Here is a 21,239-nt window from a genome sequence, read left to right on the forward strand (position 1 = left end):
TCGTACCACGCCTCATTCTAGAAAATGCCCACCCGACACACCACGACGCTCACCGTCGACCACGTCGCCAGCAGCACGGCCCCGTGCGGGCTCGGCCACGCCGTCACGCTCTCCCCCTACGTCGTCGCCGGCGAGGGCTACTGCCTGGCCGTCAAGGCGCTCGATGACAAGGAGGTCTACAACCAGCTCGAAGGCGCCGACGGCATCTTCCGGACGATCCGGCAGGGGGAGACGCTGGTCGGCGCGCTCGGCGAGCGGCAGGCGCTCAAGGGGTACTCGGGCCGGATCCCGCGCCACATCGCGCCGGGCGACGTGCTCCACATCCAGAACATGGGTGGGATCCTGGGGACCGTGGCCATCGCGCACCCCGACCTCGGGCCCGCGCTCCGCGTCGAGGTGCTGGGCGCCGTCGTGGTCGGCGAGCCCGCGCGGCACGCGCGGATTCAGGACAACGCGATTGAGCCCGTCGAGGCGATGCGCACGTCGGCGCCGCTCGTGATGGTGTCCGGGACGGCGATGAACACGGGCAAGACGTATGCCGCCGCCGCGCTCGTCGCCGGGCTGACGGCTCGCGGCCTGCGGGTCGCCGCCGCCAAGCTGACCGGCGCGGCACTCCAGCGCGACGTCCGCGCGATGGTCGAGGCCGGGGCCGTCGCGTCCGCCAGCTTCGTCGACGCGGGCGCCGTCGCCACGACGGGCCGCGACATGGTGCCGGTCGCCAAGGGCATCATCGGCCACCTCAACCAAGCCGCCCCCGACGTGCTCGTCCTCGAACTCGGCGACGGCGTCATCGGGCCGTACGGCGTCGACCAGATCCTGGGCGACATGGAGCTCCAGCGGCACACGGCGGTCCACGTGCTCGCGGCGACCGACCTCGCCGGGGCGTGGGCGTGCGACCAGCTGTTCCGGACGCGGTATCGCGCCGAGGTCGGCGTCGTCGTCGGGCCGGCGACCGACACGCCGGTCGGCGTGCGGTACCTCGAAACGTCGCTCGGCGTCCGGGCCGTCAACGCCCGAAGCTCGCCGGAGGCGCTGTCGGACCTGGTGGCCGAGGACGTGGACGAGTGGCGGAACGGGCCCGTGCTGGGCCCGGCGACCGGCCCGAACGGCCCGCGCCGCGCGCCGGTCGGGCTCCACGGAACGCAGGTGTCGTCATGAGCACGTCCCCTCTCCACATCGCCGTCTTGCACGGCGCCGGCTACGCGGGCGGTGCCCTGCTGGAGCTGCTGCTCGCACACCCCCTCGCCGAGGTCGTCGGTGTGACGAGCCGGAGCCAGGCGGGGAAGCCCGTGTGGGCCACGCACGCCCGCTTGCGGGGGCAGACGGATCTCGCGTACGTCGCGCCCGACGACCTCGGCACGGCCTTCGACGTGGCCTTCGTGTGCGCCGAGCACGGCCAGGGCGCGCACTCGGTCGTCGCCCTGCGCGCCGCCGGCTTTGAGGGCGTCGTCGTGGACCTGAGCGCCGACCACCGGCTCGACGCCGAGACGTACACCGCCGTCTACGGCCTCGACCACCCCGACCCCGCCGCGCTCGACGGCGCCGTCTACGGGCTGGCGGAGCGGCTCGACCCCGCCTCGGTGGCTGGCGCGACGCTGCTGGCGGCGCCCGGCTGCTTTGCGACCGGCATCAGCCTGGCGCTCGCCCCGTTGGCAGATCTCGGCCCGATGACGGCGTCTGTGACCGCTCTCACCGGCGCGTCCGGCTCCGGCGCCCGTCCGTCGGCGACGACGCACTTTCCGAGCCGCGACGGCAACGTCCGCGCGTACCGCGTCTTCGATCACCGCCACCTCGCCGAGGTCCGCCACGTCCTCGGGCCCGGCGCCGACGTCCGCTTCGTCCCCGCCAGCGGGCCGTGGACGCGCGGGATCTGGGGGACCGCGCACGTCGCGACCGACGCCAGCGCCGACGCCATCGACGCGGCCTTTGAGGCCGCCTACGACGACCGCCCGTTGGTCCGCCTGTCGCCGGGCGCCCTCCCCGAGCTGCTCCCCGTGGTCGGGACGCCGTTCTGCGATGTCGGCTGGGTGCACGGCGACGGCCACGTCGTGGTCGGGTTCGCGCTCGACAACCTGCTCAAGGGGGCGGCGGCGCAAGCGGTCCAGCTCTTCAACCTGTCGCACGGCTGGCCCGAGGCGCTGGGCCTCCTGCCCGGCGTGGCCGTCCCGCTGGCGTCGCCTGTCTCGGTCACCGAATCCCGCGCACCTGTGTCATCCTGAGCGGAGCGAAGGATCTCAACGCCAGCCTGTTCGGCCTGACATCCGCGACAGATGAGCTGGGACCTTGGCGTTGAGATCCCTCGCAGGTTCGGGATGACACAAGTGGGGCGAACGCTCGCCTCCCATCGCCAACCCCGCATTCCGGAGTCCGCCCTTCGATCCATGACTGACCTGACACCCATCTCCAGCGCCGACGCGATCGCGCTCGAAGACGCCGTCACGCTCCCGACGTACGCCAAGCCGCCCATCGCGCTCGTGCGCGGCGAGGGGACGACGGTCTGGGACGCCGACGGCCGCGCGTACCTCGACTTCTACGGCGGCCACTGCGTCGCCCTCTTGGGTCACTGCCCGCCGCGCGTGGTCGAAGCCATCCGCCAGCAGGCGGGCGAGCTGCTGTTCTACTCGAACGCGATGTACAGCCCGGTCCGCGCCCAGGCGTCGGCCGCGCTTGTGGCGCTCGCGCCCGAGGCGCTGAGCCGCGTGTTCTGGTGCAACTCGGGGACCGAGGCCAACGAGGCCGCCCTCAAACTGGCGCGGACCGCGACCGGCCGAACAAAGGTGGCCTCGTGCACCGGCGGCTTCCACGGCCGCACCCTCGGTGCGCTCGCGATGACGCACGGCGACGGCTACCGCGCACCCTACCTCGACATCCTGCCCGAGACGACGTGGCTCCCCTTTGGCGACGCCGACGCGGCGCGTGAGGCGCTGGAGGGTGGCGACGTGGCCGCCCTCTTGATCGAGCCCATCCAGAGCGTCGCGGGCATCACCGAGGCCGCGCCCGAGTACTACCGCGCCCTCCGCGAGATCTGCGACGAGACCGGCACGATGCTGATCTTCGACGAGGTCCAGACCGGCGTCGGGCGGACGGGGACGTTCCTCTACGGCGAGCACGTCGGCGTCGTGCCGGACATGAGCACACTCGCGAAGAGCCTGGGCGCGGGCGTGCCCGTCGGCGCCGTGTTGGTGAGCGAGGCGATCGCGTCGGGCGTCCGGCCCGGCGACCAGGGCACGACGTTCGGCGGCGGGATGCTGGCGATGGCCGCCGTCATCGCCGCGCTCGCGCAGCTCATTGACGACGACTTGATGCGGCGGGCCACGATGATCCACGCGTGGCTGTCGGCGGGGCTGGCCGAGATGCCGGGCGTGGTGGAGGTGCGGGGGAAGGGCTGCTTGATCGGCGTCGCGCTCGACCGCCCCGCGGCGCCGGTCCGCGACGCGCTGCGCGCGGCGGGCGTGCTCGTCGGCACCTCCGGCAAGCCGGACACGCTCCGACTCATGCCGCCGCTCACGACGACTGACGCCGAGATCGACGCCTGCCTCGCCGCGCTCGCGACCGCGCTCGCGTAGGGCGTCGGCTCCACCCTCCATTCTCTATACCCTAATTTTCTGATGCCCGACCTCACCTCTTGGACCGACGCCGCCCCCGGCGACTGGGACGCCTGCCTCGACCGCGCCCGCTGGCACCGCGCCAACCGTGGGTGGACGCAGAGCGCCGCCGGCAAGGCACTCGGCTTGGTCTTTTTCAACCCGTCGCTCCGCACGCGCGCCTCGATGGACCTGGCCGCCGCGCACCTCGGCGCGCACGCCATCACGCTCACTCCCGGCTCCGGGACGTGGGGGCTCGAAACCCGCGACGACGTGGTGATGGACGGCGACGCCGCCGAGCACGTGAAAGAGGCCTTCGGCGTGCTCAGCCGCTACGTCGACGCGCTCGGCGTCCGCACCTTCGCGACGTTGACCGACGCGGACGCCGACGCCAGCGACGCCGCCTTCCGGGCCGTCGTTGACGCCTCAACGGTGCCCGTCGTCAACCTCGAATCCGCGCGGTGGCACCCGTGCCAGGAGCTGGGCGACGCCGCGACGGTCTCGGATCTGTTGGGCGATCCGCGCGGGCAGAAGCTCGTTCTGCGCTGGGCGCCGCACCCGAAGCCGCTGCCCCGCGCCGTCCCCAACTCGGCGCTGATGATGGCGGCGCGTCTGGGCATGGAGGTCATCGTGTCCCGCCCCGACGGCTTCGGCCTGGACCCGGGCGTGCTGGCGCTGGCGCGAGCGGCGGCGTCGCGGTCGGGCGGCTCCGTCACCGAGTCGGCCGACCGCGAGGGCTCGCTCTCGGGGGCGAAGGTGGTCTACGTCAAGGCGTGGTCCGGCGCCGCCGTCTACGAGTCGCCCGATCACGAGGCCGCCCAGCGCGCCAGCCACGCCGACTGGCGGATGACCGGCGACAACTTGACGCGCACGAATCGCGCCCACGTGATGCACTGCCTGCCCGTCCGCCGCGGCGTCGTGCTCGACGGCGACATCCTTGACGGCGACCGCGCCGCGCACCTCCTGCAGGCCGAGTACCGGCTCCACGCCCAGAAGGCGATTTTGGAGTGGGTCTGGGGGTTGAAGGGGTCCGGATTCGAAGGGTCGCCGGCAGGCGGCGTGCGGGCATGACGAGCGACACCCAACCCTTGACTCCCGAACCGACCGTCGTCAAGCTCGGCGGCGCGGTGCTGGCGGCCCCCGCCGCGCTGGCGGCCGTCTTCGCGGGGCTGGCGCCGGGCGACGTGGTCGTCCACGGCGGCGGCCCGCAAGCGACGGCGCTCGCGAGAAAACTCGGCCACGAGCCGACGGTCGTTGCCGGGCGACGGGTGACGACGGATCTCGACCTCGACATCGCGCTGTACGTCTTGCGCGGCGCCCTCAACGCCCGACTCGTCGGCGCCGCTCGCGGGGCTGGCGTCCGGGCCGTCGGCGTGTCCGGTGCCGACGGCGCGCTCGTGACCGTCTCGCGACGCCCGCCGCGCGAGATCGACGGCGAGACCGTCGACTTTGGGCACGTCGGGGATGTGGAGGCGGTCGACACGGCGCTGCTGGCGGCGCTGGCGGGCGCGGGCTTCGTGCCCGTCGTCGCCTCCGTCTGCGCCGACGCCAGCGGGGCGCTGTTCAACGTCAACGCCGACACCGTCGCGGCCGCGCTGGCGGCCGCGCTCGGCGCCCGGCTCGATCTGGTAACGGAGGCGGGCGGGGTCCGTCGCGACGCCGCCGACTCCGAGTCGGGGATCCGCCAGCTGAGCGGGGCCGAGGTCGACGCGGGCGTCGCCGCCGGGTGGATCGCGGGCGGGATGAGGCCCAAGCTCGAAGTCGCCCGGAGCGCGCTCGCGAGCGGCGTCGCGTCCGTCCGCGTCTGCGCCCCGGCCGATGTCGGCCGCGACGGCGGCACCGTCGTCACCGCCTGATCCCACGCTTCCCATGCCCTCTGTCGTCACCCTCCACGCCGACCTCGTCGCCATCCCGTCCGTCACCTTCGACGAGGCGGCGGCGGCGGACTACGTCGAGGCGTGGGCGCGCGGCGTCGACGGGCTGGCGGTCGGCCGCGACGGCGACAGCGTGTGGGCCGGTCTCGGCGACGGCGACGACCTGCTGCTGCTGGCGTCGCACCTCGACGTGGTGCCGCCGAGCGAAGGCCACCCGTACCCGCCGTTCACCCCGACGACCGTCGACGGCAAGGTCTACGGGCGCGGCGCCGTCGACGCGAAGGCGAGCGGCGCGGCGATGCTGGCGGCGCTCGCGCGGCTGGCGGGAGAGGGCTGGCGCCCCGCCAGCGGGCGGCTCGTCGTGGCGCTGACCGAGTGCGAAGAGACCGGCGGGCTCGCGCGGAACGGGCTCGCGCGGCTGCGCCGGACCGTCTTCGGACACGCGCTTCCCGAGATCTCGGCCGCCGTCATCGGCGAGCCGACGGAACTGCTGCCGTGCCTTGCGCAAAAGGGGCTGCTGGTCCTCAAGGCGACCGCCCACGGCCGGACCGCCCACGCTGCTCGCGCGCATCTCGGGGACAACGCCCTCACCCGCGCCGCTCGCGACCTCATCGCCGTTGACGCCCTCGCCTTCGACCGCGTCGACGACTTGCTCGGGGCCACGACGATCACCGCGACGATGGTCGAGGGCGGGACCGCCAGCAACGTCGTCCCCGACCGCTGCCGCGTCACCCTCGACGTCCGCTCGACGCCCGCGTACCCACACTCCGAGCTGACGGCGCTCGTCGCCGACGCGCTCGAAAGCACCGTCGAGGTCCACTCCGACCGCCTCGTCCCGTGCGCCACCGCTGCCGACGCCCGCATCGCTCGCGCCGCCGACGCCGCCCTCACCGCTCTCGGCCGCGACGCCACGCCCTTTGGCAGCCCGACCGCCTCCGACTGGTGCGTCGTCTCCGACGTGCCCGCCGTCAAGATCGGGCCGGGCCGCAGCGAGCTCTCCCACACCGCCGACGAGCACGTTGAGCTTGCCCAACTGACGGCCGCCGTCGATGTCTACGCCGAGATCGCCCGGCGGTATTTCGCGGCGGGTGTTGGGGAGTAGGGATTGGGGATTTCAACCGCCCTCGCCCCCTCCGATTTCCCGATTCGACGTTCCTCTCTCCTTTCGATCGAGCTCTTCCATGTCTGAGACCCCAACCCCCAGCCTCCAATCCCCAGCCCCGATCTGGTCCAAAGGCACCGCTGCCGAGGACTGGGTGACGCGCTTTACGGTCGGCGAGGACTGGCGGTGGGACACGATCCTGCTGCCGTACGACCTGGAGGGGACGCGAGCCCACGCCTGGGCGCTCGGCCGGGCGGGTGTGCTGACCGACGCCGAGGTCGCCGAGGTCGGCGGCGCGCTCGACGGCATCCGCCAGCAGTGGGAGGCGGGTGAGGTGACGGTCCGGGTCGAGGACGAGGACATGCACACCGTCATCGAGCGCGAACTGACGGCTCGGCTCGGCGACGCGGGCAAGAAGATCCACGCCGGCCGCTCGCGCAACGACCAGGTGCTGACGGCGCTCCGCCTGTGGCTCCGCGACGCGCTCGCCGACATCGCGGACGGGGTGGGCACTGTCGGCGACGCGCTAGCGGACCACGCCGAGGCCGGGCAGTCGCTGCTGATGCCCGGCTACACGCACGGCCAGCGCGCCATGCCGACGACCGTCGCCGTGTGGGCTGCCGGCTTCGCCGACCTGCTAGCGGACGACCTCGGGACGCTCGGGGCCGCGCGCCAGCGGGCGAACGCCTCGCCGTGGGGCAGCGCCGCCGGGTACGGGATCCCGGTGCTCGGCCTCGACCGCGACGGCGTCGCCGAGCGGCTCGGGTTCGACCGTGTCCAAGCGATCGCGGCGGTCCAGCTGTCGCGCGGCAAGGTGGAGGCCGACGCGGTCCACGCGCTCGTCCAAATCGGGCTGACGCTCAACCGGCTCGCGAGCGACTTGGCGCTGTTCGCGACCTCCGAGTACGGGTTCGTCACGTTGCCCGTCGAGCACACCACGGGTTCGTCGATCATGCCGCAAAAGCGCAACCCCGACGTGCTGGAGCTGGCGCGAGCGACCGTTCACCGCTTGACCGCCGAGCTGCACCTGCTGCTGACGCTGCCCGCCAACCTGCCCGGCGGCTACCACCGCGACCTCCAACTCACCAAGGAGGCGACGATGCGGGCCGTGCTCGCGACGCGCGACGTGCTCTCCGCCGTCGCCGCTGTGCTGCCGGGCATCGCGTGGCAGCGCGACGCCATGCGCGCAGCGCTGTCGCCCGACCTGTTCGCGACCGCCGAGGCGCTGCGCCGGGTGGCCACCGGGACCCCGTTCCGCGACGCGTATCGCGCTGTCGGCACCGACCTCGGCTCGCTCTCCGTGCCCTCCGACGCCGACGCGCTGGCGGCCTACGCCAGCGACGGCACGCCGGGCAACGTGGACGTGGCCGCACTCCGTCAGCGGCTCGCAGCGGCTCGCGGCTGACGCCGACCTACTCCGATGCGACCCTCGTCGCCGTGGACCAGAACACGATCGGGACCGTGCTGGCGCCCGGATGTGGCGTCGGGTACGCGACCCCACTGTAGATCGGCCCCCAACTCTGGATCTCGACGCGGTCGATGGACAGGGTCTCCTCGGTCCGCCGCTCGGGCAGGAACTCCTGCTGGACGATCACGCTGGCGACCGCCGTCGGAAGACCGTTGAGCGGGCTCGTAAACCGCAGCGAGACTGTCCGGCTGCACTCGTCGCCGCACAGCGTGACCTGCTCCAGCCAGATCGACATTTCGGACCGACTGGTAAACACATCGGCCGTCCACCCGCGTTCGAAGCCGAACGGGTCGGTCACCATGGCGTCGGCCTCCGTGATCTCGGGGCCGGTATAGGGCGAGATGAAGTCGTCGCCGGTCGTGTCGCAAGCGGCGAGGACGAGGGCGGTCGCAAGGAGAAAGGTGCGCATCGGGGCGGTGGGAACGAGGTATGAACCTCCGTCACGACCTGTCCCTGGGACAAGGCGCTTCGTCCACCCCAGGCCGACGCCTACCCGCGCGCGCCGCCCAGACGCTCGATGGAGACCGTCCCCGTTCCGCGCTTGGTCAGCCCGATGGCGTCGGCCGCCGCACGCGACAGGTCGAGCACGCGGTCGCCGTGGAAGGGCCCCCGGTCGTTGACGCGGACGACGACGCTCTCGCCGGTCCGCTCGTGCGTCACACGGACTCTCGTGCCGAGCGGGAGTGTCCGGTGGGCGGCCGTCAGATCGGAGGGGTCGAATGGCTCGCCCGAGGCGGTCGGGTTGCCCGCGAGCTCGCGGCCATAGTAGCTGGCGAGGCCGGTGCCGATGGGCGTACCCGCCTCTGCGGCCGGAGCCAGCTCGGCCTCTACCTCGGGCGCGTCGTCGAGGTGGCTGACGAGGGCGACCGGCACCTCGGCAGCGGGCACGTCGGGAACGACCACGCGAGCGGGCGCCTCGATGGCGACCTCGGCCTGAGGGGCGGGAGCGCCGATCGTGACGCCGGCGCCGGCCGCCAGCAGGGCCGCGCTCGTCACGACGGCCGCCCGGCGGCGGGCCCCGGCGATGCGGGACGCGACACGGCGGAGGCGGGAGGGGGAAGTCGGAGTCATCATGGGTCGTCCGTGCTGTTCGCTCAGAGGCGTGCACAGACCATTCCGGGCGCCCGCAGGATACGATCCTTCACCGGGTCGTCACTCTGGGCGCCCGTTATGCGCCGTCCTGTCGCACAAACCGCCGATCTGTCGCGCCGGATCGGCGGGCCTGTCCTCGATCGACGTCGGCGGGCGGGATGTGAGACGGCATTCGTCCACCCTGAACAACTGGGGCTGGCCGTCCATTGGTTGTGACAGAAAGGTGTCGCCCCGTGGGCCGAGCTTGCGAGACACTCCCCAGCGATCCGATGAAGGCCTCCGAACTCCGCCGCCTCGCCGCCCCCTTCCCGCCCGCCGACGTCGAGTGGAAGCCCGGCGCGACGACGCGCGACAAATCCAAGGGGCTGGCGATGGCCTACCTCACCAGCCGCGCCGTCCAGCAGCGCTTCGACGACGTGTGCGGCCCGGCCGACTGGCGCAACGAGTTCCGCGAGGGGCCGGGCGGCGGCGTGCTGTGCGGGATCTCCGTCCGCGTCGAGCGCGAGGACGGGACGGCCGACTGGGTCACGAAGTGGGACGGTGCCGACAACTCGGCGGTCGAGGCCGTCAAGGGCGGGCTATCGGGGGCGACCAAGCGGGCGGCGGTGCAGTGGGGCGTCGGGCGCTACCTCTACGAGCTGCCGGGGACCTGGGTGCGGCTCGACGAGCGGGGCCGGTTCGCAGAGACGCCTCAGATCCCCCGGGCCTTCCTGCCGCGTCCCGAGCCGTCGCGTTCGGAGGCCCAGTCGCAGCCGTCGCGCTCGGCGTCGCAGGCACGTCCCGAGGGCCGCCCGCAGCGTGGCGACGAGCGGCGCCAGCGCCCGCAGGGCGGCCGCCCGGGCCCGCCGGCCCGGCCCGGTCCGCCCGCCCGCCGGCCGTCGTCGGGCGACGGGGACGGCCGGCCAGTGGACCCCGGGTTTTAGCCCTCGTTCCGGCTCCGGGCACGAAGGGGCCCCGCCGTGGGGTTAGGTCGTCGCCCGGTGTCCTATGGCGCTTGCGGAACGGGTCTGCGTGCGCGTACTTAAAGCCGGACGTGCCCCCCCACCTATGACCCCGACCGCGATCCGTGGAGCGATCGCCGCCCTCGTGCTGGGGGCGGTGCCGGTCGCGGCCCAAGGCACGTTCCAGACGCTCGACCCGTCGTACGGCGGCGAGACGGCGCGGCGGGCGTTCTACGGCGGGTTCGCACTCTCGGGCGAGGCGGCCTACCGCGACGCAGACCTCTTGGACAGCGTGGAGCCGGGCGCCCCCGCCCCGGCTGACTTGTCGCTCTCGGCCCGCCTCGACTACGCGCTGCTTCCCCAGGTCGATCTCGCGCTCGTTGCCGACCTGACCGGGGCCGCGCAGGCGGGGCGGCTCGGGCTGAGCTGGGTCGTCGTCAAGCCGTACTGGCACAACGAGGGGACCGACTACGCCGTCCGCCTCGCGGTCGACCCGGTGAGCGAGGGCGGGCTCGGGTTTCGTCAGACCGACGTGGCGTTCTTGTCCACGACCGCCCTCTCGCCGACGGTGACCAGCGACCTCTCGCTGGGCCTGCGCCGCTTGCGCACGGGCTACAGCGACCCGGTCCCGGGCGAGCCGCTCGCCGAGCCCGACGCCGAGCTGTCACCAGTCGCCGGCACGTTCAACTTGGGCTCGGAGCCCGTCCGTTCCCGACTCGTCGGTCAGTCCGTTCGTGGGGCCTGGGGCTACAACGTCCTCTTCGACCCGGCAGGCAGCCGGCTCTCGTTCGGCCTCGTCGCCGAGGCCGCCGATTACACGATTCTCCAGACGCGCGACCTCGACACGGTCGACCCGGACCCGGCCGACGAGGAGTCCTCAGACCGCGTGCGGAGCGCCGTCGGGTGGGCACGCGCGGGCATCGAGTTTAGCCGCCCGTCGTACCAGCTGGCGCCGTTCGTGAGCCTGCCCGTGTTCACGTGGGCCGACGTGCAGGGCGATCCGGTGCGCCACGGCCCGCGCCTCCAGAAGCTCCGCGTCGGCTTGCGGATCACGCTGCGGTAGCGAGGGGCTCGCTACGCTCGCTAGGAAAGAGGGACGGGGAACGAGGAATGGGCAGAGGGATCGGTGGACGCCTCGGTGCGTGGCGGCGTCTTGAGTTCCGGGTTTCTCAGCGCCGATGTGGGTGGGGTGCCATCTTCCGTCCCCCGTCCCCCGTCCCCCGTCCCCCGTCCCCCGTCCCCCGTCCCCGATGACCGAGACCGACGCCATGGACCGGGCGCTTGCGCTCGCCGCGCGTGGCGCCGGTGCCGTGAGTCCGAACCCGATGGTGGGCGCCGTGCTGCTCGGGCCCGACGGCGAGGTCTGGGGTGAGGGCTGGCACGGGCGCTACGGCGGCCCGCACGCCGAGGTCTGGGCCGTCCGCGACGCCGAGCGGAACGGGCGCGGCGACCGGCTGGCGGAGGCCACGATGGTCGTCACACTCGAGCCGTGCAGCCACACCGGCAAGACGCCCCCGTGCGCCGACCTCGTCGTCGCGCACCGGATCCCGCGCGTGGTCGTCGCGCAGGGGGACCCGTTCCCCGAGGTCGCCGGGCGCGGCATCGCGCGGATCCGGGACGCTGGCGCCGAGGTGGTCGTGGGCGTTCGCGAGACGGAGGCGCGAGCGCTCAACGCCCCGTTCCTGACCCACGTCCGCACCGGCCGGCCGCTGGTGACGCTGAAGGTGGCCGCGACGCTCGACGGCCAGATCGCGACGGCGACCGGCGACAGCCGGTGGGTGACCTCGCCCGAGGCGCGTGCCCGCGTCCACCGCTGGCGGGCGGAGCAGGACGCCGTGCTCGTCGGCGCCGGGACGGCTCGCGCCGACGACCCAGCGCTGACCGTCCGCCACGTCCCGCTGCCCGCTGGCGCCTCCCAGCCGCTGCGCGTCGTGCTCGACCGGACCGGCACGCTCCCGTCCGACCTCGCCCTCTTCGCCGACGGCGCCGCGCCTACGCTCGCGGTCGTCGCTGAGGGCACGACACCCATGTACACCGAGGCGCTCCGCCAGCAGGGTGGGACCGTGCTCGCGGTCCCCGAACGCGACGGTCACCTCGACCTCGGCGCCGTGCTCGACGCGCTCGGGGCGGGGGAGGGGCTCCCGCCCGATGTCCGCCGTGTGCAGTCCGTGCTCGTCGAGGCCGGGCCCGGGCTGGCGACGGCGCTGCTCGCGGGCAGGCTGGTCGACCGGCTGGCGTGGTTTGTGGCCCCGAAGATCGCCGGCACCGGGACGCCCGCCGTGGGCGACCTCGATACGGTGCGGATGGTGGACGCGTTGGCGGCCGTCGACGCTCGGTGGGAGAGCGTCGGGCCCGACGCCCTCCTCCTCGGGCGCCTCCGGGCGCCCTAGGCCGTTGAAGATGTGAGGGAGGTAGGGGAGGGGCGCATCCCGGTGCATATCCGGTCGTTTCAGAAAAAAATGAAACCACCCACTCCAGGGCCATGACTCCCCCTCCCGTCCTCTCTGACGTCCTCATCATCGGCGCCGGCGCAGCCGGCCTCCGCACGGCCATCGAGCTCGCCGAGGCCGGCCGGGACGTCCTCGTGATCGGCAAGCGCAAGCACGGCGACGCCCACACGGTCTGGGCGGCCGGGGGCATCAACGCCGCGCTCGGGAGCCTCGACCCCGACGACCGCTGGGACATCCACGCGGCCGACACGCTCAACGAGGGCCACCACGTCAACGACGCCCGGGCCGTCGAACTGCTGGCGCGGCACGCGCCGGAGCGGGTCCGCGAACTCGACCGGTGGGGCGCCGACTTTTCCCGCACCGACGACGGCGCGATCAACCAGCGCTACTTCGGGGCCCAGTCGTTCCGGCGGACCTGCTTCAAGGGCGACGTCACGGGCCGCGCGATCCTGGGCGCCCTCGTCTCGCAGGCCAAGCGCCTCGCGATCCCGTACCGGCAGAACACCTTCGTGACCGAGATCCTGACCACCGACGCGGGCCGGGCCGTCGGCGCGGTTGGGTACGACATGGACACGGGCGCCCCCCTGGTCTTCCACGCCCGCGCCGTCGTCCTGGCGGCTGGCGGGCACACGTCGGTCTACACGCGGTCGTCGTCGCGCCCGGACGAGAACACGGGGGATGCGCAAGCGCTCGCGTACGAGGCCGGCGCGGCCCTCCGCGACATGGAGTTCGTCCAGTTCCACCCGACGGGCAAGCTGTGGCCCGAGGCGGAGCGGGGGCACCTCGTGACCGAGGCGGTCCGCGGGGAGGGGGGGCGGTTGCTCAACGCCGACGGCGAGCGGTTCATGGAGCGGTACTCGCCGAAGCAGATGGAACTCGACGCCCGCGACGTCGTGGCCCGGGCCAACTACGCCGAGATCCAGGCCGGACGTGGCACGCCGAACGGCGGCGTCTGGCTCGACATCTCCCACCGGGACCCGGACTACGTGCGCGAGCGGCTCCCGCGGATGGTCGCCGAGTTCGAGGCCGTGGGCGTCGACATCACGGAGGCCCCGATGGAGGTGGCCCCCACGGCGCACTACGCCATGGGCGGGGTCGAAATCCCCGACTTCGAGACGTGCGAGACGTCGGTGCCCGGGCTCTTCGCGGCGGGCGAGAGCGTGGCGGGCGTCCACGGGGCCAACCGCCTGGGCGGCAACTCGCTGGCCGAGACGGTGGTGTTCGGGCAGGTCGTGGGGGCCCACCTGGCGAACCAACTCCCCGACGCGTCTGACCTCCCGACGCGTCGGGTGGAGGCCGCTCTCGAGCGGCTCCGCCGGCTGGCCGACCGAGACGGGGCGCACACCCCGGAGGAGCTGATCGATCGGCTACGGGAGATCATGTGGGACCACGCGGGCATCATCCGGGACGAAGACAGCCTCGTCGAGGGGCTCGCCAAGCTCCAGGCGCTGCGGCGGGATGCCGACGACCTCGGGGTCCAGGCCGAGCTCACGAGCCGACGGTTCGAGCAGGCCCTCAACCTCGGGTTCATGCTGACCACGTGCGAGTCCATCCTCCGCAGCGCCCTCGAGCGGACCGAGTCGCGCGGCGCCCACTTCCGGTCGGACTTCCCGGACACGGTGAGTGGGTGGCGCAAGAACCTCCGGGTCTGGCGAGCGGCCGACGGCACGATGACGCTGGACGCCGTCCCTGCGACCGACCCGACATCGAGCGTGCAACAGGCTCTCGCCGAGGACCACGAGCTGGACTACCATCACCTCGAGTAGCGGACGGCGAACGGGGTCAGCGGTCTGCCGGGACGACCGCGAACGTCTCGACGTGGAGGTTGAGCGCGTGGTTGACGCGGAGCCCGACGATGCCGTCCGTGCGCACATCGCCGCGGGGCAGCCGGGCCACCTCGGCGCCGTTGACCGAGAACGCGACCTCGGCCTCGCCGACATCGACGGCCAGCGTGTTGGCGACGGCGCCGTCGCCGGGTGCGTACGCCACGATAGCGTCGTGCGCGGTCCACGGGACGAGCGTCGTCGTCTCATCGCCGTCGCGGCGCTTGACCAGGAACTCGCCGCCCTGGCGGATCACGAAGTAGTCGTAGCGCGGCGCGTCCCCGTCGAGGTCGGCGCCGCCGACGATCAGCCCGAACGCTTCGCGGCGCTCGCCCGGATCGAACAGGTAGACTTTCGTCTCGGCCCGGTACGGGCCCTCGGCGGTGCTGGCGGGGTGCCAGAAGATGCCCGCCGGGCCCGTCGTGATGTGCCACCCCGGCGTCATGTTGACGAACCGGATGTCGAACGTCGAGTCGGCCCCGACGGTCGGCGTGTGGTGGGCGTCGTCGCCGTGGTCGGTGTGGGGGGCGTCGACGCGGACGGACCACGTGGGCGGCGTCGCGAGGTTCTCGCCCTGGGGCACCAGCGGGTCAGGGCGCGGGGCGTCCTGGGCAGCGGCAGGGAGGGCGAGGGCGGCGAGGACGGCGAGAAAAAGCGGGCGCATGGCGGTGGGTGGGGGCTCGGTGCGAAGCTAGGCGTATGGACTGTCGTCCCCGCGTCACCCCGCCCCCTCATTCCCGACTCGCCCATGTTTACCGGCATCATCGAAGAGGTTGGAGGCATCGCCGCCGTCACCCCGCTGGCGGGCGGGCGGCGGCTCCGCGTCGCGTGCTCCTTCGCCGACGCGCTCCGCGTCGACGAGAGCGTCGCCGTCGACGGCGTGTGCCTGACCGTCGTCGCCCAAGATGGAGACGGGTTCGAGGCCGTCGCCGTGGAGGAGACGTTGGCAAAGACGGCGCTCGGCGAGCGCAAGGCGGGCGACGGCGTCAACCTGGAGCGGGCGATGGTGCTTGGGGCGCGCCTCGACGGCCATTTGGTGCAGGGCCACGTCGACACGACCGGCGTGGTCGAGTCGGTGGAGGCGCTCGCCGACTCGCACCTCGTCCGCGTGCGGTACCCCGTCGAGCACGCGGCGTACCTCATCCCGCGTGGCAGCATCTGCGTCGACGGCATCTCGCTGACCGTCGCGCGGCTGGACGACGAGCCGGGCACGTTCGCGCTCGCCATCATCCCGCACACGTGGGACAAGACGACGGCTGGACGCTGGCGGCCACGTGCTCGCGTCAACCTCGAGTTCGACCTCATTGGCAAGTACGTGCTCCGAGCAGGTGCGACGAATCGTCATCAGTAATTTCCTGAGAGGCGCACGACGAGGCGACAGGTGGGGGTAGAGTCCCCCGTGTCCGGGGTATGTGTATGTCAGCCGCGTCCTACGTCAAAGTGGCCGTGCTGTCAGGAATCGGGGGTTGGCACGGGTCATGCAAGGACGGTTTGTACACATGCCCCCCGGCTCCGTGACCTCTCTTTTTCCGACCCGTCTCCCCGATCTGTCGTCCATCGCCCTCCGCCTCGGTGCCCTGATGGCTGCCGCCGCCGGAGTGATGCTCTTCTAGCTCAGCCCGTCTCTCAGTTTTCGATCCCCGACTCGAGCGTCGGACCCCTTCGGCTCGCCCCGCCCTTCTTTAGAGCCTGCCGCCCCATCTTTTCGGCACTCTCCGATCGCTCGAATCCCCGCCGCCCCGGTAGGCCCCGTAAGGCCCGCCGGGGCGGTGGACTGTTCGGGGGGTATGCGCTTCCCCGAACAGGCGCCTGTCTCCACTGAACGCTAGCCCGGAGGCGGGGGACGCTGGAGGTAGCTTCCGGCCCGGAATCCGCCCTGGAGATGCAGCCTATCGCCGACCTCGACGTTCTCGCCCCTGTCTCGTCCGCGCCCGACGCGCGCGGCGCCGACGCGCCCCACACCGTCGCCGCCAGCGCCGGGACGAATGGGCGGAGCGTCTTTATCGAGACCTACGGCTGCCAGATGAACGTGGCCGACTCCGAGCTGGTGGCCTCGATCCTGGGCGGCGAGGGCTACGCGCTGGTCGCCGACGAGGCCGACGCGGACGTCGTTCTCATCAACACCTGCGCGATCCGCGAGAAGGCCGAGGACCGCGTGCGGGGGCGGCTGACGCACGTCCGCAGCCGCAAGGAGCGCGAGCGGGCGGCGGGCGGGCGCGACGTCCAGATCGGCGTGCTCGGCTGCATGGCCGAGCGCTTGCGCTCGAAGCTGCTCGAGCAGGAGCGGCTCGTCGACTTGGTGGTCGGGCCCGACGCCTACCGCGACCTGCCGCGCCTGCTGGCGGAAAGCCGGGAGACCGGGCAGGCGGCCGTCAACGTGCAGCTGAGCCGCGAGGAGACGTACGCGGACCTCGCGCCGGTCCGCTACGACACGAACGGCGTCACGGCGTTCGTCTCCATCATGCGCGGCTGCGACAACATGTGCGCCTTCTGCGTCGTGCCGTTCACGCGCGGACGCGAGCGGAGCCGGCCCGTCGCCAGCATCCTGTCGGAGGTCGGCCAGCTGGTCGACGCCGGGTACAAGGAGGTGACGGTGTTGGGCCAGAACGTCAACTCGTACCGCGTCGAGGCGGGCGGGCACGCGGTCGACTTTGCCGAGCTGCTGTACCGGATCTCGCTGTTGAGCCCCGAGTTGCGGATCCGCTACTCGACGAGCCACCCCAAGGACTGCTCCGACGCGCTTCTGCACGTCCACCGCGAGGTGCCGACGGTCTGCGACTTTATCCACCTGCCCGTCCAGCACGGCAACTCGGACGTGCTCAAGCGGATGCGCCGGACGTACACGCGGGAGCACTACCTCGACCTGGTCGAGCGCGCCCGGTCGATCGTCCCCGGCATCGCCTTTTCGACGGACCTCATCTCGGGCTTCTGCGCCGAGACGGACGCCGAGCACGCCGACACGCTGTCGCTGATGGACGCCGTCCGCTACGACCACGCGTTCATGTTCGCGTACTCGGAGCGGCCCGACACCTTCGCCGCGCGCAAGTACTCCGACGACGTGCCGGAGGCGGTCAAGAAGGCGCGCCTCGCTGAGATCATCACGCTCCAGAAGGGGCACTCGCTCGCGAGCCACCGCGCAAAGGTGGGCCGCGAGGAGGTCGTGCTCATCGAGGGCACCTCGAAGAGGAGCGAGGCGCAGCTACGGGGCCGGACCGACACGAACCACATGGTCGTCTTCGACCGCGCCGCCGGGCTCGCCAAGGGCGACTACGCCGTCGTCCGCGTCGACGACTGCACGAGCGCGACGCTGCTGGGCTCGGTCGTCCGCGCGACGACGCTGGCGGAGGCGTCGCGCCAGCTGGTCGCGGCGTAGCGGCGGGTGTGTCCGGGGTATGGGCGACGCGGTTTCGGGTGTCGGCGCCGCGAGCGATCCGGTAGTTCGGAGTCTCCGCCTGCGCTCCCGTCCATGAAGTGGCTCGGTCTCGCCGTCGTTCTCCTCTCCGCCCCCACGCTCGCGCAGCCCGCTGAGGCGGAGCCGCCGCTCCCGCTGGCGCCGCCCGCCTGGGTGGCCAACGAACTCCGCCAGCGCGTCGGCCGGTGGGAGGCCGACAACGCGGCGTACCAGAGCGACGACGAGCCGCAAGAGGCGTACGTCATCGAGTGGTCGTGGGGCGTCGGCCAGACGAGCCTGCGCGGCCGCCTGTTCGGGCTCATCGACGGCGACGAGGTCGGCACGTATTGGGAGTTCCGCCAGTACTGGCACCCCGGCACCGAGACGTTCGTCGTCGAGCAGTTCGGCTATGGCGGTGTGGGCGTTGGCCACCACGCGCAAGCGGCCGACGGCGTGATCGCCACCGAGCAGACGTTCTACCGGCCCGACGGCACGGTCGCTCGCGAGGGCCACCGCTCGCGCCTCGACGGCGACACCGACCACTCCGCGTCGTTCATCATCGAGCCCGACGGTTCGTGGACGCCGGGCCGCTCGTACGTCTGGCACCGCGTCTCAGCCGAGTGACCGCGCTCAATCGGCGGCCGGACCGGGAAGCGGGCGCTGGGCGATCAGTAGGCCCTCCACCACGCGCCCGCCGACGAGGTGCTCCTGGATGATCCGCTCCAGCGCTTGGGGCGTGCACGAGTGGTACCACGCGCCCTCGGGGTAGACGACCGCGATCGGCCCGCTCAGACAGACGCGCAAGCAGTTCGCCTTCGTCCGGTAGACGCCGCCGGCCTCGCTCAGCCCGAGCTCTTTGAGGCGCCCCTTGAGGAACGTCCACGACGCCAGGCTCGCCTCGCGGTCGCAGCACTTCGCCTTCGAGGCGTCGGCGCAGATCAGGATGTGACGCTGGATCGCCGGGATGCCGAGCGCGTCGACCTGCTTGGCAAGGGCGCGGTCGGTTTTGGTGGACTCGGACATCGGAACGGTGCGGCGGGGCAGAAGCCGTCCGGCGAGTGCACGGTTCCGGCGCTCAGCGTGGGAGCGCGTCCAAGCGGGCGCGCACGCGGCGCACCTCGTCCGCGTCGACGTACGCGGTGCCGGGCGCGGACGCGGCGCTGTGCACCTCGCGAGCGCCGGTCCGGCGGACGATCTCCACGACGTTGCTCGCGCGGACGCCCCCGCCGGGCATCACCGACACCGCGTCGCCGGCCGCGTGCGCGAGCGTCGCCAGCCGGTCGAGGCCCTCGCGCGCCGTCGCCGCGCCGCCGCTGGTCAGGATGCGGACCGCGCCCGCCGCCCGGACCGCCGCCAGCGCGTCGCTCGCGTCGGGAGCCGCGTCGAAGGCGCGGTGGACGGTCACCGGGTGCGGCGCCACGGCGTCCACCAATGCCGCCAGCGCCTCGGCGTCGACCGTCCCATCCGGGCGGAGCGCGCCCCAGACGACGCCGGCCGCCCCGGCCTCGACGACGGCGCGGGCGTCGTCGCGCATCGCCGCGTGCTCGTCGGGCGTGAACGTCCACCCGTCGGCGTGCGCGCGGACCATCGCCACGACGGGCACCTCCGTCGCCGCCGTCACCTCGCGGACCCAGTCGAGCGGGGGCGTCAGGCCGCCGACCTCGGCGTCGCGGCACAGCTCGATCCGGTCGGCCCCGGCGTCGGCCGCCGCGAGCGCGGAGGCGGGGTCGAAGGCGGCGATTTCCAACAGCACGCGGGGCATTCGAGCGGGGAAGGGGGCTCGCAAGCTAGGTTGGGCGCATGGTGATCTACGAAGTCAATCTCGCCGTCGACGCGGATGTGGCGGAGGCCTATGCCGAGTGGCTAGCGCCGCACATCGACGAGATCGTGGCGCTGCCCGGGTTCGTGTCCGCCGACTGGTGGGCCGTCGAGGAGGCGAGCCCCAAGCGCGTCGGGTGGTGCGTGCAGTACCACGTCGCCGACCGCGCCGCCCTCGCGGACTATTTCACGCATCATGCCGACCGCTTGCGAGGTGATGGGCTGGCGCGGTTCGCCGGGCGGTTCCACGCGTCACGTCGCGTGCTCCTCCCGAGGTAAGGGACAGGGGCGCCCCGGCGTCCGGGGTGGGCGTCGCTGGTAGTTTGGGCGCCCTCCCGCACACGCACGCATGGATCGGCAGGCCCTTCAGGAACGGTTCGGCATTCTGGGCGACAGCCCGGCGCTGCGGCGCATCTTGGAACGGGTGCGCCAGGTGGCCCCGCCCGACATCACCGTCCTCTTGGAAGGGGAATCCGGCGTCGGGAAGGAGCTGATCGCCTCCGCCATCCACGGGTTGTCGAAGCGGCGCCACAAGCGGCTCGTCGTCGTCAACTGCGGGGCGATCCCGGAGGGGCTCATCGAGAGCGAGCTGTTCGGCGCCGAGAAGGGGGCGTACACCGGGGCGACCGACCGTCGGACGGGGTTCTTCGAGGAGGCCGACGGCGGAACGCTCTTCCTCGACGAGATCGGCGAGATGCCGCTGGCGGCCCAGGTGCGGCTGCTGCGCGTGCTGGAGACGGGCCAGTTCACCCGCGTCGGCGGCACGGCCCAACTCCAGTCGGACGTCCGCGTGATTGCGGCGACCAACAAGGACTTGGGCAAGGAGGTGGGGGAGGGCCAGTTCCGCGAGGACCTCTACTACCGGCTGAGCACGGTCGTGCTGCGGATCCCCTCGCTGCGCGAGCGCCGCGAGGACATCGTGCCGATGTTCGACGCCTTCCTGCACCGCTACGCCCAGCAGTACGAAGCGCCTTACCTCAAGCTGGCGCCCGACGGCGCCGACCTGCTCCGCCGCTACAACTGGCCCGGGAATGTCCGCGAGCTCCGCAACGTGTCGGAGCAGGCCACGGTGATGGTCCGGCAGAACCCGCTGACGGCCGAGGCGCTGCGGCCGCTGCTGCGGGGCGTCTCGGCGGGCGCCGGGCTGGCGATCGCCTCGCCGGCCGGCCGCGCCGAGTCCGACCGGGGCGTGCTGTACCGGGCGTTGCTGGAGATCCGCGCCGAGATCCGCGCCCTGCGCGCCGATCTGGCGGCCGGCTCGGTGACGCCGAGCCCGGGCGCTCTGGTCCACGTCCCCCGCCCGGACTTCGACGCCCCCGCGCGCCCCTGGGACTCCGAGCCTGAGCAGGAGGTCGCCTACGAGCCGCCCGTCCCCGCCCCCACCGACGCGGCCGACACGCTGTTCGAGGTCGAGGAGGAGGGCTATGCGACGACCTTCGACGCGCCCTTCGACGGCGACGGCGCGCGCGCCGGCCTCCCCGACTCGTTCGAGGCCGCGCTCGCGGCCGGGCTCCCGCTCCCGACGATGGAGGACGCCGAGGCCGCGCTCATCGCGGAGGCCCTGCGTCGCTACGACGGCAACCGCCGCGAGTCCGCCGACGCGCTCGGCATCTCCGAGCGGACCCTCTACCGCAAGCTCCGAGATGACTAGAGTGGCCAGAGGAACGGGGCACGGGGCAAGGGGCTCGGCTCGCCG

General features: G+C 72.8%; 21 protein-coding genes. 16 read left to right on the forward strand and 5 right to left on the reverse strand.

What is annotated here, in order from left to right:
• Nucleotides 1-24 precede the first annotated feature (24 nt).
• From ACLII4_RS05380 to argH, 7 genes are all read left to right on the forward strand, one after another.
• Nucleotides 25-1,158 (forward strand): hypothetical protein, encoded by a 1,134-nt coding sequence (locus ACLII4_RS05380; protein ID WP_412069870.1) that lies wholly within the window; start codon nucleotides 25-27, stop codon nucleotides 1,156-1,158.
• Nucleotides 1,155-2,219, forward strand: a complete 1,065-nt coding sequence (gene argC, locus ACLII4_RS05385) for an N-acetyl-gamma-glutamyl-phosphate reductase (protein ID WP_412069871.1) — start codon at nucleotides 1,155-1,157, stop codon at nucleotides 2,217-2,219. The genes ACLII4_RS05380 and argC overlap by 4 nt, the downstream gene beginning before the upstream one ends.
• 162 nt (nucleotides 2,220-2,381) lie before the next feature.
• Nucleotides 2,382-3,566 (forward strand): aspartate aminotransferase family protein, encoded by a 1,185-nt coding sequence (locus ACLII4_RS05390; protein ID WP_412069872.1) that lies wholly within the window; start codon nucleotides 2,382-2,384, stop codon nucleotides 3,564-3,566.
• Nucleotides 3,567-3,608: 42 nt separating this feature from the next.
• Nucleotides 3,609-4,655: an N-acetylornithine carbamoyltransferase gene (locus ACLII4_RS05395; RefSeq protein WP_412069873.1), complete on the forward strand. Its 1,047-nt coding sequence runs from the start codon at nucleotides 3,609-3,611 to the stop codon at nucleotides 4,653-4,655.
• 17 nt (nucleotides 4,656-4,672) lie between these two features.
• A complete protein-coding gene (gene argB, locus ACLII4_RS05400; protein WP_412069874.1) occupies nucleotides 4,673-5,440 on the forward strand; it encodes an acetylglutamate kinase in 768 nt (255 codons plus the stop codon).
• A 13-nt stretch (nucleotides 5,441-5,453) separates the two neighbouring features.
• A complete protein-coding gene (locus ACLII4_RS05405; RefSeq protein WP_412069875.1) occupies nucleotides 5,454-6,560 on the forward strand; it encodes a M20/M25/M40 family metallo-hydrolase in 1,107 nt (368 codons plus the stop codon).
• A gap of 79 nt (nucleotides 6,561-6,639) precedes the next feature.
• Nucleotides 6,640-7,965 (forward strand): argininosuccinate lyase, encoded by a 1,326-nt coding sequence (gene argH / locus ACLII4_RS05410; RefSeq protein WP_412069876.1) that lies wholly within the window; start codon nucleotides 6,640-6,642, stop codon nucleotides 7,963-7,965.
• 7 nt (nucleotides 7,966-7,972) lie between these two features.
• Here argH and ACLII4_RS05415 read toward each other — a convergent pair whose 3' ends face one another.
• A complete protein-coding gene (locus ACLII4_RS05415) occupies nucleotides 7,973-8,437 on the reverse strand; it encodes a hypothetical protein (RefSeq protein WP_412069877.1) in 465 nt (154 codons plus the stop codon).
• Nucleotides 8,438-8,517: 80 nt separating this feature from the next.
• The gene (locus tag ACLII4_RS05420; RefSeq protein WP_412069878.1) at nucleotides 8,518-9,102 is read right to left on the reverse strand and encodes a septal ring lytic transglycosylase RlpA family protein; all 585 of its coding nucleotides are present in this window, start codon (nucleotides 9,100-9,102) and stop codon (nucleotides 8,518-8,520) included.
• Nucleotides 9,103-9,389: 287 nt separating this feature from the next.
• Between ACLII4_RS05420 and ACLII4_RS05425 the strand changes: the two genes are divergently transcribed.
• From ACLII4_RS05425 to ACLII4_RS05440, 4 genes are all read left to right on the forward strand, one after another.
• A complete protein-coding gene (locus tag ACLII4_RS05425) occupies nucleotides 9,390-10,043 on the forward strand; it encodes a Rad52/Rad22 family DNA repair protein (protein WP_412069879.1) in 654 nt (217 codons plus the stop codon).
• Nucleotides 10,044-10,167: 124 nt separating this feature from the next.
• On the forward strand, nucleotides 10,168-11,124 hold the full coding sequence (locus tag ACLII4_RS05430) for a hypothetical protein (protein WP_412069880.1): 957 nt from the start codon (nucleotides 10,168-10,170) through the stop codon (nucleotides 11,122-11,124).
• 187 nt (nucleotides 11,125-11,311) lie between these two features.
• Complete coding sequence (gene ribD, locus ACLII4_RS05435) at nucleotides 11,312-12,451, forward strand: bifunctional diaminohydroxyphosphoribosylaminopyrimidine deaminase/5-amino-6-(5-phosphoribosylamino)uracil reductase RibD (protein ID WP_412069881.1); 1,140 nt, start codon at nucleotides 11,312-11,314, stop codon at nucleotides 12,449-12,451.
• Between the two features lie 92 nt (nucleotides 12,452-12,543).
• Entirely contained in the window at nucleotides 12,544-14,277 is a 1,734-nt protein-coding gene (locus ACLII4_RS05440; RefSeq protein ID WP_412069882.1) for an L-aspartate oxidase, read from the forward strand.
• A gap of 16 nt (nucleotides 14,278-14,293) precedes the next feature.
• Here the strand turns inward: ACLII4_RS05440 and ACLII4_RS05445 are convergent, their stop codons facing one another.
• A complete protein-coding gene (locus ACLII4_RS05445; RefSeq protein ID WP_412069883.1) occupies nucleotides 14,294-14,998 on the reverse strand; it encodes a hypothetical protein in 705 nt (234 codons plus the stop codon).
• Between the two features lie 84 nt (nucleotides 14,999-15,082).
• Here ACLII4_RS05445 and ACLII4_RS05450 point away from each other — a divergent pair, with 84 nt between their 5' ends.
• The 3 genes from ACLII4_RS05450 to ACLII4_RS05460 all read left to right on the forward strand — a co-directional run bounded on the left by ACLII4_RS05450 (nucleotide 15,083) and on the right by ACLII4_RS05460 (nucleotide 18,349).
• Nucleotides 15,083-15,685 carry a riboflavin synthase gene (locus ACLII4_RS05450; protein ID WP_412069884.1) on the forward strand — a complete coding sequence of 201 codons (603 nt, stop codon included), beginning with the start codon at nucleotides 15,083-15,085 and terminating at the stop codon, nucleotides 15,683-15,685.
• 531 nt (nucleotides 15,686-16,216) lie between these two features.
• The gene (gene miaB / locus ACLII4_RS05455) at nucleotides 16,217-17,707 is read left to right on the forward strand and encodes a tRNA (N6-isopentenyl adenosine(37)-C2)-methylthiotransferase MiaB (RefSeq protein ID WP_412069885.1); all 1,491 of its coding nucleotides are present in this window, start codon (nucleotides 16,217-16,219) and stop codon (nucleotides 17,705-17,707) included.
• Between the two features lie 93 nt (nucleotides 17,708-17,800).
• Nucleotides 17,801-18,349, forward strand: coding sequence for a hypothetical protein (locus ACLII4_RS05460; protein ID WP_412069886.1), 549 nt, complete (start codon nucleotides 17,801-17,803; stop codon nucleotides 18,347-18,349).
• A 6-nt stretch (nucleotides 18,350-18,355) separates the two neighbouring features.
• On the opposite strand, the gene ACLII4_RS05465 is transcribed toward ACLII4_RS05460, so the two are convergent.
• On the reverse strand, nucleotides 18,356-18,748 hold the full coding sequence (locus ACLII4_RS05465) for a (2Fe-2S) ferredoxin domain-containing protein (RefSeq protein ID WP_412069887.1): 393 nt from the start codon (nucleotides 18,746-18,748) through the stop codon (nucleotides 18,356-18,358).
• Between the two features lie 52 nt (nucleotides 18,749-18,800).
• Complete coding sequence (locus ACLII4_RS05470; protein ID WP_412069888.1) at nucleotides 18,801-19,487, reverse strand: copper homeostasis protein CutC; 687 nt, start codon at nucleotides 19,485-19,487, stop codon at nucleotides 18,801-18,803.
• Between the two features lie 38 nt (nucleotides 19,488-19,525).
• On the opposite strand from ACLII4_RS05470, the gene ACLII4_RS05475 reads away from it, so the two are divergent.
• Both ACLII4_RS05475 and ACLII4_RS05480 read left to right on the forward strand, forming a co-directional pair.
• Nucleotides 19,526-19,822, forward strand: a complete 297-nt coding sequence (locus ACLII4_RS05475; RefSeq protein ID WP_412069889.1) for a DUF4286 family protein — start codon at nucleotides 19,526-19,528, stop codon at nucleotides 19,820-19,822.
• A gap of 70 nt (nucleotides 19,823-19,892) precedes the next feature.
• Nucleotides 19,893-21,194, forward strand: a complete 1,302-nt coding sequence (locus ACLII4_RS05480) for a sigma 54-interacting transcriptional regulator (protein ID WP_412069890.1) — start codon at nucleotides 19,893-19,895, stop codon at nucleotides 21,192-21,194.
• Nucleotides 21,195-21,239: the final 45 nt, after the last annotated feature.

Origin of the sequence: Rubrivirga aquatilis, assembly GCF_046845665.1 — a bacterium.
Lineage (GTDB): Bacteria > Bacteroidota > Rhodothermia > Rhodothermales > Rubricoccaceae > Rubrivirga.